11 protein-coding genes and 1 pseudogene are annotated in these 17,398 nt (G+C 68.0%); 9 read left to right on the top strand and 3 right to left on the bottom strand.

Annotated features, from left to right (window positions below):
• Positions 1-41: 41 nt before the first annotated feature.
• The 3 genes from AC5Y5O_RS10960 to AC5Y5O_RS10950 are packed head-to-tail and all read right to left on the bottom strand — an operon-like array spanning position 42 to position 6,804.
• Positions 42-3,668: a lipid II flippase MurJ gene (locus AC5Y5O_RS10960; RefSeq protein WP_500025106.1), complete on the bottom strand. Its 3,627-nt coding sequence runs from the start codon at positions 3,666-3,668 to the stop codon at positions 42-44.
• A complete protein-coding gene (locus AC5Y5O_RS10955; protein WP_500025104.1) occupies positions 3,665-6,076 on the bottom strand; it encodes a hypothetical protein in 2,412 nt (803 codons plus the stop codon). The genes AC5Y5O_RS10960 and AC5Y5O_RS10955 overlap by 4 nt, the downstream gene beginning before the upstream one ends.
• Positions 6,073-6,804, bottom strand: a complete 732-nt coding sequence (locus AC5Y5O_RS10950) for an NUDIX hydrolase (RefSeq protein WP_096290688.1) — start codon at positions 6,802-6,804, stop codon at positions 6,073-6,075. Before AC5Y5O_RS10950 ends, AC5Y5O_RS10955 begins: the two co-directional genes overlap by 4 nt.
• Positions 6,805-7,067: 263 nt before the next feature.
• Here AC5Y5O_RS10950 and AC5Y5O_RS10945 point away from each other — a divergent pair, with 263 nt between their 5' ends.
• The 9 genes and pseudogenes from AC5Y5O_RS10945 (at position 7,068) to eccD (ending at position 17,395) form a co-directional block, all read left to right on the top strand.
• The gene (locus AC5Y5O_RS10945) at positions 7,068-8,510 is read left to right on the top strand and encodes a CCA tRNA nucleotidyltransferase (RefSeq protein WP_096290687.1); all 1,443 of its coding nucleotides are present in this window, start codon (positions 7,068-7,070) and stop codon (positions 8,508-8,510) included.
• A 31-nt stretch (positions 8,511-8,541) separates the two neighbouring features.
• Positions 8,542-9,426, top strand: a pseudogene (locus AC5Y5O_RS10940) (serine/threonine-protein kinase); the annotation flags it as partial.
• 1,093 nt (positions 9,427-10,519) lie between these two features.
• Positions 10,520-12,592 carry a serine/threonine-protein kinase gene (locus AC5Y5O_RS10935; protein ID WP_096290685.1) on the top strand — a complete coding sequence of 691 codons (2,073 nt, stop codon included), beginning with the start codon at positions 10,520-10,522 and terminating at the stop codon, positions 12,590-12,592.
• A 43-nt stretch (positions 12,593-12,635) separates the two neighbouring features.
• Positions 12,636-13,142, top strand: coding sequence for a pullulanase (locus AC5Y5O_RS10930; RefSeq protein ID WP_096290684.1), 507 nt, complete (start codon positions 12,636-12,638; stop codon positions 13,140-13,142).
• 141 nt (positions 13,143-13,283) lie between these two features.
• Positions 13,284-13,607 carry a WXG100 family type VII secretion target gene (locus AC5Y5O_RS10925; protein WP_096290683.1) on the top strand — a complete coding sequence of 108 codons (324 nt, stop codon included), beginning with the start codon at positions 13,284-13,286 and terminating at the stop codon, positions 13,605-13,607.
• Positions 13,608-13,650: 43 nt separating this feature from the next.
• Positions 13,651-13,947: a WXG100 family type VII secretion target gene (locus AC5Y5O_RS10920; protein ID WP_096290682.1), complete on the top strand. Its 297-nt coding sequence runs from the start codon at positions 13,651-13,653 to the stop codon at positions 13,945-13,947.
• Between the two features lie 57 nt (positions 13,948-14,004).
• Positions 14,005-14,838, top strand: a complete 834-nt coding sequence (locus AC5Y5O_RS10915; protein ID WP_096290681.1) for an ESX secretion-associated protein EspG — start codon at positions 14,005-14,007, stop codon at positions 14,836-14,838.
• Between the two features lie 35 nt (positions 14,839-14,873).
• Entirely contained in the window at positions 14,874-15,902 is a 1,029-nt protein-coding gene (locus AC5Y5O_RS10910) for a MinD/ParA family ATP-binding protein (RefSeq protein ID WP_243394240.1), read from the top strand.
• Positions 15,902-17,395, top strand: coding sequence for a type VII secretion integral membrane protein EccD (eccD, locus tag AC5Y5O_RS10905; protein WP_096290679.1), 1,494 nt, complete (start codon positions 15,902-15,904; stop codon positions 17,393-17,395). Before AC5Y5O_RS10910 ends, eccD begins: the two co-directional genes overlap by 1 nt.
• The last annotated feature ends 3 nt before the right edge of the window (positions 17,396-17,398 follow it).

The following is a 17,398-nucleotide window of genomic DNA, read 5'->3' as shown; positions in this document are numbered from 1 at the left end:
GTTGCCCCGCGGCACTTCACCCGAGGGCGTGGTTGTGAGTCTCAGGACGCGGCTTGAACGGTGATCTCCGAGAAGCCGGCCTGGCTCTTGCCGCTGGTGGTTCCCAAAGTGGAGATCCACACCAGCAGGTTCGACGTCGGGGCACCGGCCTTGACCGGAATGACGTTATGACCGGGCTTCAGGGTGAACGCCGGGGCCAGCACGGTGGTGTCGTCCAGCTTCGAGGGCGACGCCGTGGACGCCGCGCGAATCTCGACCTTGGTGCCGCTGCTCGGCGTGTCGATGCTGACCTGGCCTATCACCGTGGGTTTCGGCAGCTGCAGGATCAGCCCCTCGCCCTGCTTGAAGCTGGGGAACGGCACGGCGTCGGTATAGACCTCGGTCGCCCAGGCGGTGGTGGGGTCGCCGTCGATCGCCTGCCCGGCCGTACCCGGATTGTCGGCATCGCCGTCGGGCGAAAAGACCGTCGCCCGAGTGGGTTTGACGATGCTGCCCGCCGGCGCGGGGTTCGGCGACGACGAGGCGCTCGACGAGCTCGGCCCGTTGAGCCCGAGCTCGTCCTTGTTGAGGCCGCCGCCGACATTGCCGAAGATCTTGCTCACGATCGACGCCAGCACCAACAACGCGGCCACGATGATCGCGAGTGCCGCGGCGCCGCCGATGATCAGGTTGCGGCGCCGGCGGGCCAACGTCGCGTATTCCTGCCCGGTCGCCCGCGGGGCTTCGGGCGGCGGCGAGTCGTCGATGGGGCCGAGCACCTCGGTGCGGTCGGCGACCGCGGTGGCCTGCTGCAAAAGGTTCAAAAGCGTTGACGCGCTGCGGATCCCGCCATCTTCCTGAACCGAACGGACGGCGACCGCCGAGATCTGGAAGGGGATGTCGCGATCGATGGAGTTGGGTTCGACGGGTAGGCCCGATGCGTCCCGCTCGGCCGGCGCGAGCCCGCTGCGCACCCCGAACTCCGGCAGCGGCCACCGGTTGACCAGCAGGGCGTACAGCGAAGCGCCGATGCCGCGGATGTCGTCCTCGGGGTTGGCGTCCGGCATGGTCGCCGGGTAGGCCAGCACCACATCGCCGTCGATGCTGACCCGAACCCGGCTGGGGTGGTCGATCGACAGGGCGACGCCGGCGCGGTGAGCGGTGTCGGCGGCCGCGGCCAGCGACTGCATCGCGCGGACGGCGCCGACGGCCGAGGGCGCGGTATCCGCCACCTCTTGCAGCGAGCCGCCGCGGATCCACTCGGCGACGACCAGGCCACCATGACTGGAGCGGACGACGTCGAGCACGCGGGCGATGCCGGGCTTGTCGATCCGGCTCAGCCGTAGCGTGCGGGACAGGATCTCCTGCAGGACGTCTTCGGGTAGGGCGCCCTCCGGATCGACGAACGTCAGCGCCACCTGCCGGTCCAGCGCGGTGTCGAGGGCCTGCCAGAACTGCAGCGGCGGCGCACCGCCGTGGAAGACCAGCAGCCGATACCGGCCCCCGGCGATCCGGGCACCGGGAACCAAGTGGACGTCATCGCCCGACGATTCCGCCGCCCGATCGCGCGCGAGATCTCCGTTGCGCGGCGGCGACGGTTCGGGCTTGCGCCCGGCCGGAATGTCGGGCTGGAAGTCGTCGGCAGCCGGCCTTGGTATTTGGGAGGGTCGGTCGCCGCCCGGACCCAAACCGGACCCAGGTCCCGCGGCAGCGCTCTCCAAGGGGCGGTCGGTCACCTCCGGTCCTTTCGCTAGCCGGGCGTCGCCTGCTCGATCCGGAGGCCGGCGCCGGATCGGCTCCTGGACCGCATCAACCCCCGGCGGGGACGAATTCCTCTGCTCAGGGTACGTGACCGGGCCCGGCTGAGACGATCCCCGTGGGGCGGCGGGCGGCGAGGATTCCAGGACCGCGGCCGGTCTGGCGCCGCGACCGCCGACTCGGCGGCGAACGGCCGCCATCGCCGCGACCGCCTCCGGAACGTGCGCGCGAACCATGACCGTCACCATGATCGGCGCCATGATGCAGCCCACCACCAACAGCCGCAGCAGCGAACCGGCGGCGCCGCCATGTGCGGTCAAGGCGGCCAGCCCCAACAGCCGGTCGGCGATGTGGGCGATCAGGCCGGCCAGCATCGACGCGACGATCGTCACCAGGATCGTCCGTATCTCCGCGGACCCGATCAGCTGACCGCCGGCCGGCAGCAGCGTGCGCCGCAACAGGTAATAGCCGACGAGCGCACCGGCGAAGAACCCGAGTCCGTTGGCCAGCCCGAGGTAGCCGGCCACCAGTTGAGGATCGCTGGTCAGGTGCGGCGCGAGCACCGAACCGGCGATCTTGACGGCCGTGACGACGAGGATGATCACGATCGGCGTCCAGGGCTGCTCGCGGGCGTAGAACACCCGCAGCTGCAGCAGGACCAGGCCGTACGGGATCAGCGTGAACGCCGACAATGCGATCGCGGCGCCCAGATATCCGGCGTCGACCCCGCCGAAGTGGCCGTAGGCGAACAGCGCGCTTCCGATCGCGGGTCCGCCGACCGTCATGAATGCGACGATCGGAATCAGCGTGATCAGCGTCAGCCGAGTGGCCAGCGACAGGTCGGCCAGCACGGCTTTGGTGTCGTCGGCGGCCGCGTTGCGGCTCAGGCGCGGCATCACGACGGTCAGCACCGTGACGCCGATCATGCCGAACGGCAGCATCAGCACCAGCCAGGTGTAGTTGTAGATCGCCGGGCCGGACGCCGCCGCGGTGCTGGCGATTTGGTTTCCCACCACCAGGCCGAGCTGGCTGATCAGCACATAGAGGACCATCGCGGCGGCCATCGCGCCGAACCGCTTGAGCCGCTCGTCGATTCCCCACAGCGGGCGCAGGCTGACGCGCTCGCGGCGCAGCGCGACCAGCAGTACCGCGGTCTGCGCATAGACGCCCAGCGTGGTGCCGATGGCGAGCACCAACAGCTTGGTGTTGCCCATCCGGACGGGATCGACCGACAGCTCACCGGGGACGAGCAGATACACCGCCAGGGTCACCAGCGCGACGACATTGTTGACGACGGGCGCCCACGCCGTCGGCCCGAAAACGTTGCGGCTGTTCAGGATCGCCATGAACACCGACGTCAGGCCGTAGGCGAGCACCTGCGGCAGCAGCAGGTAGGCGAACGCGGTGGTCAGCGGCTCGTTGACCTGCGGGGTGCGGCCCAGCATCAGCCGGACCAGCAGCGGCGCGGCCGCCACCGACACCAGCGTGGCGAACAGCAGCAGCGCGGTGGTCACCGTGACCAGGCGCCGGACGAACGCGGCGCCGCCGTCGGCGTCGCTCTGCTCGGCCCGGGCCAGCACGGGCACGAAGATCGCGGTGAACGTCGCTTCCAGCACGAGCGCGGCGACCAGGTTCGGCAGCTGATTGGCCACCGAGAAGGCGCTGGACAGCGCCGCACCCAGGATCGCGGCCAGCAGCACGATCCGGCCGAACCCGGTGATCCGGCTGACCAGCGTCGCGAGCGCCATCGCCCACGACCGCGATACCAAGGCGGCGTCGGAAAGTTCCACCCGCCGGGTGGGCAGGTCGGTCACCGGTGGTAGGGGCCCCGTCGGCGCCGGAATCCGGCCGGGCGGCCTGGACGGTAGTGGTGGCGGCTGCCGCCGCCGCGGCGGTTGCTGAGGATCGGACCGCCGGTAGGCGGGTTTCATACGCGGTGCTCTTCGTCGACGCGTCCGCCGACCTCACGCCGGGCGTCGGCGGGATGGTGGTGGGGCGGGTCGGGGCGGTCCAGGTCGGCGCGGTCGGGCTGGCCGCGGAATCGGTGCCACAGGCGGCGGCCGGCGAGCAGCACCAGCACCGCTGCCGCGGTCATGGTGATCGCGAACAGCACCTTGCCGTAGGCGTTGGAGTGCACCGACATGCGCACCGGGTCGCCCAGCCGGGTGCCGTCCGGGGTGCGCAGCGTGACGTCGATCGCGACGCGCTGGGTGAAGTTCACTTCGATCGGCACCCGCAGTGGCAGGTAGCCGGGCGGCAGTTCGATCTGCCCGACGTCGGTCACGGTCATCCCGGGTGGGGCGTCGACCTGCAGGCGGACCTTGATCGGCACGGCCAGACCGTTGTGCAGCGCCAACGGCAGCGGACTGTGCTCGGTGGCCAGGGTGTAGGAGCCGCCGGGGTTGACGATCGTCACCGCGCCGAACAGGTCGTTGATCGTGTTACCGACGACCGCCAGCCGCTGCTGGGCCAGCCCGTTGCGGGTGTCGGGAGGATTGGACTGGCTCAGCGCGCGCAGCATGTCTTCACGCAGCGGAGCGGTGTACTGGACGCCGGTCAGGCCGGTGCGCTCGTCAGTGCTCAGCGCGGAGGTCAGTTTCCACAGCCGGGCGGTCTGGCCGCTGATGTCGGCGATGACGTTCTCGCCGAACCGGCCGCGTTCGGGGGCGGCGACGTCCAGCGGCTGCGCCGGCTGGGCGCGAGCCGGGTCAACGGCCTGGGCTTCGCCGATTACTGCCGTTAGCGGCCGCGGCACCCCCAGGCCGGACCGGATCGTCGTCGCCAGCGCCGTCAGGATCACCTGTGCGTCGTCCGCGCCGAGGTTCCACGTCGCCGGCGGAACCAGAAGCTGGGTGCGCGGCGGGGCGTCTCGGTCCAGCGCATGCCAGAACATCGAGCCCAGGGCGTCCTGGCGGCGCGCGGTGTTGGAATCATGCGCGAGCCGAACCGTCAGCGACGGGTCCAGATAGGTCGGCGCGCCGGGGTTGTTGCCCGCCCCGGCCAGCGCCGCACCGACCGCGGGATCGAACGGCGCAACCACTACCTGCGGGGATAGCCGCCGCGGTGCGGTGTCGACGTTGTCGGGCCCGGACGACGTCTGCGGATCCGGGGCGACCAGCCCGCCGGCGGCCACCGCGACCGTGCTGTTGTTGGCGCTGAGCAGGTTGACCGTGTCGCCGGTCAGCGGACCGTCGGGCAGCAGCGTGGCACCGCGGGTCGAGGAAACGTCCAGGATCTGGTCGACGATGTCGCCGACGCTAGTGGTGGCGATCGCGCTGAGGCCCGGATCGTTGACGCGCTGCAACGCGTCGAGATCGGCCTGCGCGTAGGGCAGCGGTGCGACGCAGGTGCGGTGGGCCAGCGCGCGCAACCGGTTCAGCCAGCCGGTCGCCGCGGTCTGCCCGGTGCCGGGGTGCGTCGGGGTCCCCGGCTGTTGCGCCGGCCCGTCGGGGGAGTTCGACACGACATAGCCGGCCGTCATCGCGTTGACGGTCACCAGCAGGTCCGGGTCGATGGCCAGGCATAGCGCGCGGCCAACGGCGCCATCAGGGTCGACGTCGTGGCTGGTCGCGACCTCGGCCGCGGACAGCAGGATGTCCAGCCGGCCGCCGGTGGCCAGCGAGGAGGCCAGGTCGTCGTCGACCAGCCGGACTCCGATGGTGCCGCCCGGCTGGCCCGGGGCCAACCGGGGGCGGTCGGCCAGCGGCCACAACATGGTGACCCACACGGGTTTGGAGGTGTCTGGCGCGACCGCGGACTCCAACGCGTCGGCGTGGTCGGGTGGCACCCCGATCACCGGCAGCAGAAACCGCGCATTGTCCAGCCGGGCGGGGGCGCCGTAGTCGGGTGTGCCGTTGGCGTTGACCAGCAGCGGATAGATGCCCGGCTGGTCGATGCCCAGCGACGGCTTGGCCAGCGCGCGCAGCGGCGCGGACAAGGTGAAGCCGACCTCTTGGCCTCGCTGGAGTTCCGGCGCCACCGTGAGAAAGTCGGCGGCCGGCTGGTATTGATCGGTGCTGCCGTCCAGCGAGGTCCGCAGGCTCGCCGATGCGGTGACCGCAGCGGCATGTTCGAGCCGGACCATCACGTCGCGCACCGGGCGGTCACCGATGTTGGTCACCATTCCGCTGACCGTCACGACCGGCGGGCTGGTCGTGGTGACGACGTCCGGCGTCACCTGGTCGATGCGGACGCGGACGAACGGCGTCGAACCGGGTTCGTTGGCCGCGGCGCGGGGCATGCCGATCGGGCCGGTGAGCACCACCGCAAAACCGGCCACGATGCCGATCACGACGGCAAGGCGCAACGCGGCGGCGCAGCAGAGGCGTGGCGCGGTCACGGCCCCGGCCCGTGACCGTTCTTACGACCGCGGGGCTTGTCGGAATGCCGGGTTCGGGAATGGGTCTGCGGATTGCGCCGGGGCGTGCTGGGCGGCAGCGGCGGAAGCGCGGCGGGACCGTCGGTCTGCAGCTTTCCGATCAGCTCATTGGCGACCTCGGCGAGTCGACGTTCGTCGGCGTAAGCCAACCGCGACGGCAGTTCCTGGATCGGCACCCACGCCACCTCGGCGACTTCAAGGTCCTCGTCGGACAGCTCGCCGCCGGAGAAACGCATCAAATAGTGGTGCACGGTCTTGTGCACCCGGCGACCGTCGGTGACGAACCAGTAGTCGATGCGTCCGAGTGCGGCCAGCACGCTGCCGCGGATCCCGGTCTCCTCGGCGACCTCCCGAATGGCGGTCTGCTCGGCGGTCTCGCCGAGCTCGATATGCCCCTTGGGCAGCGACCACAGCATCCGTCCCCGCCGATCGATGCGTCCGATCAGGGCCGCGACCTGGGCGTCCATCGGGCCGTCGAGGCCGTCGATGACCAGGCCGCCCGCGGACGTTTCATGCACGGTCCGCAGCCGCTCCGGCACCCGGCGGGGCGGGCGCGGTCGACGTCTGTTGGTTGCCGCCGCGTCGGCGGTCACTTTGGCGTCGGCGTCGTTTTCGGACGCGCCTACACCGCCACGACCGCGACGGCGCCCCCGCCGCCGACGTGGTTTGGCTTGTTCGCCATCCGACACCCAAGCGATAGTAGCTGGCACGAGCTGTTCTTCCGGACACACTCGCCGCTGGTGCGGGCGCGACGACGGCCCGTGGACGACTAGGCTGAACTGTCGTGCTCCTCAGCGGGCCGTACCTGCCCGCACCGTCACACGACTAGGTGGAATTGTCGTGCTCCTCAGCGGGCCGTACCTGCCCGCATCGTCACACGACTAGGTGGAATTGTCGTGCTCCTCAGCGGGCCGTACCTGCCCGCATCGTCACACGACTAGGCTGACCGAACGTGTCTGAAGCCGCCGACGATGTAGAGCTGCTGACGTCGGCTTGGGTTGCCCTGAATCAGCATGCCGCGGTGCTGGGCGGATTGGGCGCCTTGTTCGAGGCCGCGGGGCACGACTTGTATCTGGTCGGCGGATCGGTGCGCGACGCGCTGCTGCGCCGGTTGAGCCCCGATCTGGACTTCACCACCAACGCGCGCCCCGAGCAGGTGCAGCAGATGGTGCGGGGCTGGGCCGACGCGGTCTGGGATACCGGCATCCAATTCGGCACCGTGGGCGTCGGCAAGGACGAGCACCGCCTGGAGATCACCACGTTCCGCGCGGACAGCTACGACCAGGTGTCACGCAGTCCTGAGGTGAAGTTCGGTGACCGCCTCGAAGACGACCTGTTGCGCCGCGATTTCACGGCGAACGCGATGGCCGTGCGCATCACATCGGCCGGCCCGGGCGAATTCCTCGATCCGCTCGGCGGCTTGGCGGCGCTCAAGGCCCGCGTATTGGACACCCCGGCGGCGCCGTCGGTGTCGTTCGGTGACGATCCGCTGCGGATGCTGCGCGCGGCGCGGTTCGTCTCGCAGCTCGGATTCGCCGTCGCCCCCCGAGTGCGGGCAGCGATCGAGGAGATGGCCCCGCAGCTGGCCCGGATCAGCGCCGAGCGGGTGGCGGCCGAGTTGGACAAGCTGCTTCTCGGCGCCGACCCGGTGGCCGGCGTCGACTTACTGGTTCAGACCGGGATGGGCGAAATCGTGCTGCCCGAAGTCGGCGCCATGCAGATGGCGATCGACGAACACCACCAGCACAAGGACGTCTACCAGCACTCGCTGACCGTGCTGCGCCAAGCCGTCGAGCTCGAAGATGCCGGCCCCGATCTGGTGCTGCGCTGGGCGGCGTTGCTGCATGACATCGGCAAGCCCGCCACCAGACGCCACGAGGAAAACGGCGGCGTGAGCTTTCACCACCATGAGGTCGTCGGCGCCAAGATGACCCGCAAGCGAATGCGGGCGCTCAAGTACTCCAAGCAGATGGTCGACGACGTCTCCCAGTTGGTGTATCTGCATCTGCGGTTCCACGGCTATGGCGACGGGAAGTGGACCGACTCCGCGGTACGCCGCTACGTCACCGACGCCGGCCCGCTGCTGCCGCGGCTGCACAAGCTGGTCCGCGCCGACTGCACCACCCGCAACAAACGCCGGGCCGCGCGGCTGCAGGCCAACTACGACCGGCTCGAGGCGCGCATCGCCGAGCTGGCCGCCCAGGAGGATCTGGCGCGGGTGCGTCCCGATCTGGACGGCAACCGGATCATGGAGCTGCTGGACATCCCGGCCGGGCCGCAGGTCGGCGAGGCCTGGCGGTTCTTGAAAGAGCTGCGCCTGGATCGTGGGCCGCTGACCGACGAGGAAGCCACCGCGGAGCTGCTGGCCTGGTGGCATTCGCGCGGGAACGCATAGCCGGGGCGGCCCCGAGTTCTAGGATTTGCCCATGCCGTTGGGGGAGGGGGCGCAATTCGCGGGCTATACCGTGATCCGGCCGTTGGGGATCGGCGGTATGGGTGAGGTGTATCTGGTGCGCCATCCGCGGCTGCCGCGCTTCGAAGCTTTGAAGATCCTGCGCGCCGACGTCTCGGCGGACCCCGACTTTCAGCAGCGGTTCAACCGCGAGGCCGAATTGGCGGGCAGCCTGTGGCATCCCCACATCGTCGGCGTGCACGACCGCGGTGAATTCGACGGTCAGTTGTGGATCGCGATGGATTATGTCAACGGGCCCGATATCCGCGCGCTGATGGATCAGCACCCGGGCGGTATGCCGGTGGGCGAGGTCGTGGCGGTGGTGACCGCGGTCGCCGCGGCGCTGGACCATGCCCATCACCGCGGGCTGCTGCACCGCGACGTCAAACCGGGCAACATCATGATCAGCCGCCCAGAAGACGGCAGTCCACCACGAATCCTGTTGAGCGACTTCGGTATCGCACGTCCGGTCGACGACAACACGGGACTGACGGTGACCAACGCGACGGTGGGCACCGTCGACTACTCCGCGCCCGAGCAGCTGCTGGGACATCCGATCGACGGCCGCGCCGACCAGTACGCGCTGGCCGCCACGGCCTACTACTTGCTGACCGGCGTGAAGCTGTTTACGGGTGCCAGCCCAGTCGCGGTGATCAGCGCGCACCTGACCGCGCCGCCGCCGCTGCTGGGCGGGCGTCGCCCCGACTTGGCCAGTGCCGATCCGGTTTTCGCGCGGGCGCTGGCCAAAAACCCCGCCGAGCGGTTCGCTCGTTGCGGCGACTTCGCCACGGCGCTGGCCCGCCAGCTGCATCACGCCCCGCCCGCCGAGCCTGCTCGACCGGCACCCGTTGCCCAGCCGATGCACACCCCGGCGATGCCGGCCCCGCAGTTCGCCCCGCCGGCCTGGTCGGGCCCGGAACAACGTCCGCGTCCGCGTCGATGGCGAGCCGCTGCTTTGGTCACGGCCGGGGTTGCCGTCGTTGGCATCGTTGCCGCCATTGCGATCCCACGAGTGATCGATCACGGGCACCCTGCGGCGCAATCGGAACCACAGCTGCAAGAAGCTGCCCGGCTGGCCGGACAGCATTACCTGGAGGCGCTCGCCCGCGGTGATGCGCCGGCCGCACTTGCGTTGAGCGTAAACCCGCCGGCGACACCACAATTCGCGACCAGCGAGGTATTGCGGGCCCAGCTCGCGGCCGCGCCGATCACCGATATCACCGCCACGGTGGCACCGGTGCCGGCCGGCGACGATCCGCAGCAGGTGCAGTACCTGATGGTGTCCGCCAGATTCGGCCCGACGCTGTCACAGGCCCGCATCGAAGTGCATCGCAAGGGCGACGAATGGAAACTCGACACCGCCACCGTCGCCGTCGATGTCGGACCATCCGGCAGTAAGGATGCATCGCTGAAAGCGGTTGCCGTGTGGGGTGTTGCGACCGACGGTGCGTCGCCGGTCGCGGTGTTTCCCGGTGCAATGTCGGTGTCGTCCAGTAACCGCTACGTCGACATCACCGCGCAGACTCCGCCGGTGCTGCTCGACGCACTCGGCGGCGCCACCGACCGGCCGGCCATCAAGCCGGCGGCCATGCTCAACGATGCGGGCAGCCAGGCCGCGAAGGCGGCTTTCGACACATGGACCCACAACTGCTACCACGGCGTGGAACCGGCCGACGATTGCGCACGCCTGAGTCCCGACAACCCTACGATCGCTACCGATGGCCCCGGCGATTTCAGCAAGGCCACCTTCAACTTCGACGCCGCCAGGATGGTGGTCGCGATCGGCGGCACCATCGTCTACCAGGGACACGCGGCCGGCGTACCCGACTACACCGTGACGGAGAAACCCATCGGCATCGTCGACCTGACTAAGGAACCCCCGATATATGTGCGCACGGAGAAGCATGGATAAACCCCGTCCGGCCGTCGTTCGGCGAGCTTAAGATGCGCGCATGCCGTTAAGTGAGGGGGCACAGTTCGCGGGCTATACCGTGGTGCGGCTGCTGGGGGCCGGTGGTATGGGTGAGGTGTATTTGGTGCGCCACCCGCGACTGCCGCGATTCGAAGCCTTAAAGGTGTTGGCCCCCGAGGTATCGGCGGATCCTGGCTACCAGCAACGGTTTAACCGTGAGGCCGAACTCGCGGCCGGGCTGTGGCACCCCCATATTGTGGGCGTGCAGGACCGCGGCGAGTTCGAGGGCCGGCTGTGGATCGCGATGGATTACGTCGACGGGACCGACCTCGACGCGCTGATGGACGAGCAATACCCGAGCGGGATGCCGGCCGAGGAAGTGCTGGCGATCGTGACCGCGGTCGGCGCGGCCTTGGACCATGCGCATCACCGCGGTCTGCTACACCGCGACATCAAGCCGGGCAACATCATGATCAGCCGGCCCGACGACGGCAGTCCTCCGCGAATCCTGTTGTGCGACTTCGGTATCGCGCGTCCCGTCGATGACACCACCGGTCTGACGGTGACCAATATGACGGTCGGCACCGTGCCGTACTGCGCTCCCGAGCAACTTTCGGGTGGCCCGCTCGATGGTCGCGCCGACCAGTATGCGCTCGCCGCGACCGCTTACTACCTGCTCACGGGCGCCAAATTGTTTCCTCACGTCAACCCGGTCGCGGTGATCAACGCGCACCTGACATTGCCCGCACCGCTACTCGGTGGGTTGCGTCCCGATTTGGCCAGCGCCAACGGGGTTTTCGCACGCGCCTTGGCCAAGAACCCCGCCGAGCGGTTCGAGCGTTGTGGTGACTTCGCCGCGGCCCTGGCCGCACAGCTGCCGCACGGCCACACCGCGGCGCCCACCCCGCCGAGGCCCGCATCGGAAAAGACGGTGCCCGTCGCTGCGGCAGCATTCGAGACGACTCGTCCGATCTCGCCACCACGCCCGCAGTACCCGCCGCCCGCCCCGGCCGGCTATGCCGCTGCACCCATGCCACCGCCGCCTGCGTGGAGCCCGCCGTTCAATCCCGTTCCAGCGCCGTCGCGTCGCCGCAAACGCACTGTGACGCTGGCCCTTTCGGTGCTGGCGGTGCTGACCGTGGTAGCGGGAGTGGGGATCTTCGCGGCGAACAAGATCATCGCCGGCGACGACACGAAACGTGCCGAGCAGGACCGCGAAGCCGCCCGGTTGGCCGGGCAGCACTACCTCGAGGCGCTGGCGGTCGGTGACGCCCGCACCGCGCTGTCTCTGGCGGCAGATCAACCGGCCACACCGCAGCTGCTGACCGACAAGGTGCTGCGCGCACAATTGGCCACCACACCAATCACCGACATCAAGGTCACCACCGATCCGGCTCCGGACCCGGGCACCCCATCCGATGCCCAGCGGCTGGTCCTGGCCGCGAAGTTTGGCGTCACACCCACTCAGGTAGTGATCTGGGCGCACAAGAAGGGCGGTCAGTGGAAGCTCGACACCACCACCGCCGCGCTGGCTGTGGACAATCCGCCCAATGCGGTCGAAGCAATGAAAACCGTTGCGATCTATGGCGTGGGGACGAACGGCGCGAATCCCATCTCGGTTTTCCCCGGCATCGTTCAGGTGGGATCGACCAATCGCTTCATCGATATCACCGCGCCGCCGGAACGAGTACTGCTCGAGGCGCTCACCGCACCGGCGGCCAACCGCCCGGTCATCCACCCGACCGTCGCACTCAACGATGCGGGGCGCCAGGCGGCCCTGGCCGCCGTGGATGGCCAGCTCCGTATCTGTTTCAAAAGCGGTCCCAAGCCGCCGGAGTGCTGTCCTAAAGATGGCTGCAAGCCGCAGCCTGCCCCGCCTCCCGGGGTCGAGCCGGATAGCGAGACACTCGAGGACCTGGAGAACACTCAAAGCATGACCTACGACCTGGACCCCAACTCCATGACCGTTCATGTCTCGGGAGTCTTCAACTACCGGGCGCAGGTGACTCAGTACGCCAAACCGGCGATCTTCCGGGACGCCGTCACCGTGCAGGACAGCCATGTCGACCTGACCAAAGACCCACCGGTATGGTTTCGCAACCCGGGGAGCTGACCAGCCTCGGAACCATTAGCGGTCGACACGCGTCGGAACGTTCATGGATTACTGCCTGGCAGGCGATAGTGGCGCGGTGATGTGGCACGGCCAACCCGACCTCGACCTCGATCACGACGGCCGTCTCGAATCGATCGGGCTGGACTTCGACCACGACGGCATGCGCGACGACGCGCTTGCGGACCAGGACGGCGATGGTGTGGTCGATCACGCGGTACTCGACCTCGACAATGACGGCACGCCCGAGGCGTATTTCACCGACGACGGGTCGGGAACCTGGGCGGTAGCGGCGGACCGGGCCGGGGGATTGCGCTGGTATGGGCTCGACGGGATCGAGCACACCGGTGGCCCGCTGGTTGACTTCGACGGACACGGGCATGCGGACGATCGACTGGTGGACGTCGACGGCAATGGGGTGGCCGACCGGGTGCTGTGCGCCGACGAGACCGGCGTGACCGGCTATGTGGATACCGACGGCGACGGGCGGTGGGATGTCCGATTATCCGACACCGACGGTGACGGGTCGGCCGACGGCGCGACCCGCCTTTGACAAGGTGTTTTGCTGCTTTCGCGAATGGGTAAATCAACGCCTGTGCAGCAGGCAGAACAACTGAAGTGACAGACCCCGATCCCTGTCTACACTCTTATCCATATCCGGTCGGGGAGGCCTAGGAAATCGAGGGAGAAAAACATGGCAAGTTCAACCGTTGTTACACCCGAACTGCTGCGCGCTTCACAGCAAAAGATCGAGTCGCGACTGCAAGAGGCGGCGGCCATCGCCAACCAGTACCTGAGCGGACACGAGAACGTCGTCAGCGCCGCCGGGTGGACCGGCCAGGCCGGGACTACGTCGCTGAACACCGCGGGCCAAATCCAGCACGACCTGCAGCAGATCATGACCGGCGGCAACCGCTTGGCGCACGGTCTCGGCAAGACGGCCACCCTGATGGAACACCACGAAGCCGATTCGGCCCACAACCTCAATGGTGTGTTCGGCGGAACCCAGTCCGCCTAGTCCGGCAATCCCCAAAGCTTATTTACCGTAAGGAATTACCAAAATGTCAGATCAGATTACCTACAACCACGCCGTCGTCAGTGGCCTCACCGGTGACATCGCGACTCAAGCCGCGCAGTTGATGGAAATTCACGACGACGTTCTGCACATCACCCAGTCGCTGGCCGAGTTTTTCCAGGGCCAGGGCGCCACGTCGTTCTTCGACGCGCAGCAGCAGATGCTGCACGGACTGCAGGACATGATTCAGACCGTCACCCTGCACGGGCACACCGTGGGCAATGTGCACGAGGCTGCGATAAACGCCGACAGTTTGACGGCGGGTTTCTTCAACCAGGCGTAGTCCGGGCTTGGCGGGGCGCACCTAGGTGCGCCCCGCGCTTGGCTTCAAGGGAAGACCGTGCTGACCACCTCTCTAGACGGCCTCTGGGTCTTACAAGTACTCACCGGCATCGAGGTCCTGGCTCCCGAGATGGGGCTGCGACCCCATCTGCCCCGCGTCGAGCCCAAGCACCAGGCGCTGGCCCATCCGGTGACCGCCGAGCTGCGCGCCGCCGGCGCGATCGACGAAACCGACTCCGTCGACGGCGTGATCGTCGAGTGGCTGACCGTGTTGTCGCGCCGCGACATCGGGTTGCTGGTGCACTTCCGGCTGGCCGACGACGGCGAACCGGCACGGGCGTTGCTCGCCAGGTTCGCGCAGTGGTGGGTCGCCATCGAACGATCGGGAGACCTGGTCCGCATCAGCGGGGCGGGCATCGCGAACAATGAGGGCACGGCCAGCGCGGCGCTCAATGCACAGATCGAAAGACTATGCGGCGCAAATGAACCCGCGCCGTTGCGTCCGGTCACGCTGGATGCGGATGCGATGCGCGCCACCGCCACCGACGAGCGATCACTGCACGAGTTCCTGGACAGTCAAGGGCTCGATGCCGATCAGGTGCACATGCTGAAACTGGCCACCGATCCCAGCCGCTCGGCTCAGGCCTCGTTCGTCGCCCTGCAGTCCGGGGTGGAAACCGGCCTGCCGACCCGGACCCACTTCGACCCGGGCGCGGTGACGATCATCGATACGACGGAGGGACGTGTTGTCGCCGAACAGGTTTCGTCCGGGGGCAAGAACTGGATGATCGTCGCGCCGGGGACCAAGAACAACATTGGTACCGCGATCAACCAGATGGTGCGGCGGCTACCGGCCAGCGAGGAATGGCATTCGTACCGAAAAGTCGTGTAGTCGAAAGGCAGTCCGAAAATGATAGCATCGGCATCGTGACGAATCCGTGGGCGGGCTCATCCAATTCTCCGGAACAGGGCGGACCGACTCGGCGAGAAGCGCCAGCCGCGCAGTACCAAAATCAAGATTCCGTATCCGGAACATTACGCATTTCCGATATGGTCGCGCCGCGCAAAATTCCGCCCGGCGGAGGCTGGCGTAAATTCCTGTACCAGGTGTCGGGCCATGCCATCAACTTCGGCGAATCGCCGTCGGAAAGACACTATCGCGAGCTGCAGGAGCGCATCCGTCGCCACATCCGCAAGCAGTACGTGGTCGGGGTCGTCTCGGGAAAGGGTGGCGTCGGTAAGACCACGATGACCGCCTGCATCGGCGCGGTGTTCCGGGAATGCCGGCCCGAAAATGTCGTCGCGATCGACGCGGCCCCCGGCTTCGGCACGCTGGCCGGGCGAATCGACGAATCTCCGCCGGGCGACTACGCGGCGGTGCTCAACGACACCGACGTGCAGGGCTACGCCGATATCCGAGAACACCTGGGGCAGAACAGTCTTGGACTTGACGTGCTGGCTGGCAACCGCGCGTCCGACCAGCCGCGGCCGTTGGTGGCCTCGATGTTCTCCGGTGTGCTGTCGCGGCTGCGTCGCACCCACACCGTGATTGTGGTGGATACCTCCGACGACCTTGAGCACCCCGTGATGAAGGCGGTGCTCGACGCGTGCGACACCCTGGTTTTCGTGTCCGGTCTCACCGCCGACACCTCGTTGCCGGTGACCCGCGCGATCGACCTGCTGCGCTCGATGGGCTATCACGAGCTGGTGTCCCGCAGCATGGTCATCCTGAACGACAGTCGCGACAAATACGACGCGGAGGCGCGCACCTATCTCACCGAGCGTTTCGCTCAATCGGGCGCAACCGTCGAATTCATGCCGTACGATCCATTCCTCGCAAAAGGCGGGATAATTGACACCCGGCATGAGCTGAAGAAGAAAACCCGCCTGCGTATATTCGAAATCACCGCGGCATTGGCCGACAAATACATTCCAGATGCCGACAGGCCGCGTTAATGACCCCATACGTGGGTAAGGTCTCGTTTCCAGCCCGCTGTGCGGTCGCGGTCGTATGTGGAGAACATCTGGTTTCGCAGGTTTATCCGGCCTCGGTCCCGATCGAGGCCTTCATCGACAACGTCGTCGAGCTACTGAACGAGGAACTCAAACGCCGGGGTTTCATCGGACTCGAGTCCGGCATCGGATACGAACTCCACAAGGCCAACGGAGTACGGCTGGACGTCACGAAGACGCTCGACGAACTCGGTGTCGAAGACGGCGCCACACTCACACTGGTCCCCGCGGTTGCGGGCGAATCGTTTGAGCCGCAGTACGAGTCGCTGTCGACCGGGTTGGCCCGGGTCGGCAGGGCCCTGTTCGAGCCGGTCACGCTCAAGACCGCCGCGCATACCGCGTTGGTGATCTTGGCGATGGTCTCCCTGACCCTGTTGGGACTGGCTGTGCGCCAACGCTTCTCAACCGACTCGCTGATGCCCACCATCGTGACCGGGACGGCCGGTCTGCTGATCGCTGGTGGTGCGACCACGGTGTGGCGATGGTGGCCGGGACGCACCGACATGGTCGACGGGCTCGGCTGGACGGCGTTGCCATTGCTCACGGCCTGCCTCGCATCCGGCGCGCCGGGTCCGGTCGGGGCTCCGCACGCCTTTATCGCGGCACTGGCGGGCGCGATGCTGACGTGTGGAATCACTTCTGCGACGGGGCGTCACGCGAACGTCGCGGCGACCGTGGTGACCGTACTGGGGCTCGGTGGCGCGGCCGCCGCGGCCCGGATGTGGTGGCCCCTGCCCGCGCAATGGCTGGGCATGTGTGCGCTTGTCGTCCTGCTGCTGCTGCTGACCATGGCCCCGACGATCGCGCTGTGGGTCGCGCGGATCCGGCCGCCCTATTTCGGCTCGATCACCGGGCGCGATCTGTTCCGGCGCAGCGCGGGCCTGCCCGCTGACGCGGTGTCGCCCGTAGAGGAAGGCGCCGACGACGACGCGAATTCCGACACCACGCCGCGCGGCGCCCAGATCGCGCTCGCGGCGGTCCACGCCAACAACGTGCTGACCGGAATCTGCGTCGGAGCAGGGCTGACCCTTCCCGTCGCGGTGTGGGCCACCCTGATGCCGGGGCACGACCGCAGCCTGCCGGCCGCCGTGCTGGCAGGGCTGTTCGTGGTGATCTTCATCAGCCGGGGGCGGGCTTTCGCCGACAAACGACAGGCGATCGCGCTGGTCTGCGGCGCGGCCGCGGCACTGTGCGTCGGCGTCGCGAAATACGTTCTGCACGAACCGACTTCGTCGGGCTATGGGCTGTTGTGGGGCACGCTGGTGCTGGCCGTCTTCGGCGGTGCCGGCCTGCTGGCCGCCCTGCTCGTGCCGATCACCCGGTTCACCCCGCTGGTGCGGATGACCGCCGAATGGGTGGAGATAGCAGCGATCATCGCGGCCCTGCCGCTGGCCGCATGGATCGGCGGACTGTTCACCTGGGTGCGCATGCGATGACCC

The organism is Mycobacterium sp. NGS40, assembly GCF_059812735.1.
The sequence above is the reverse complement of the archived record's forward strand: the minus strand, read 5'-3'. Positions and strand labels throughout refer to the sequence as shown.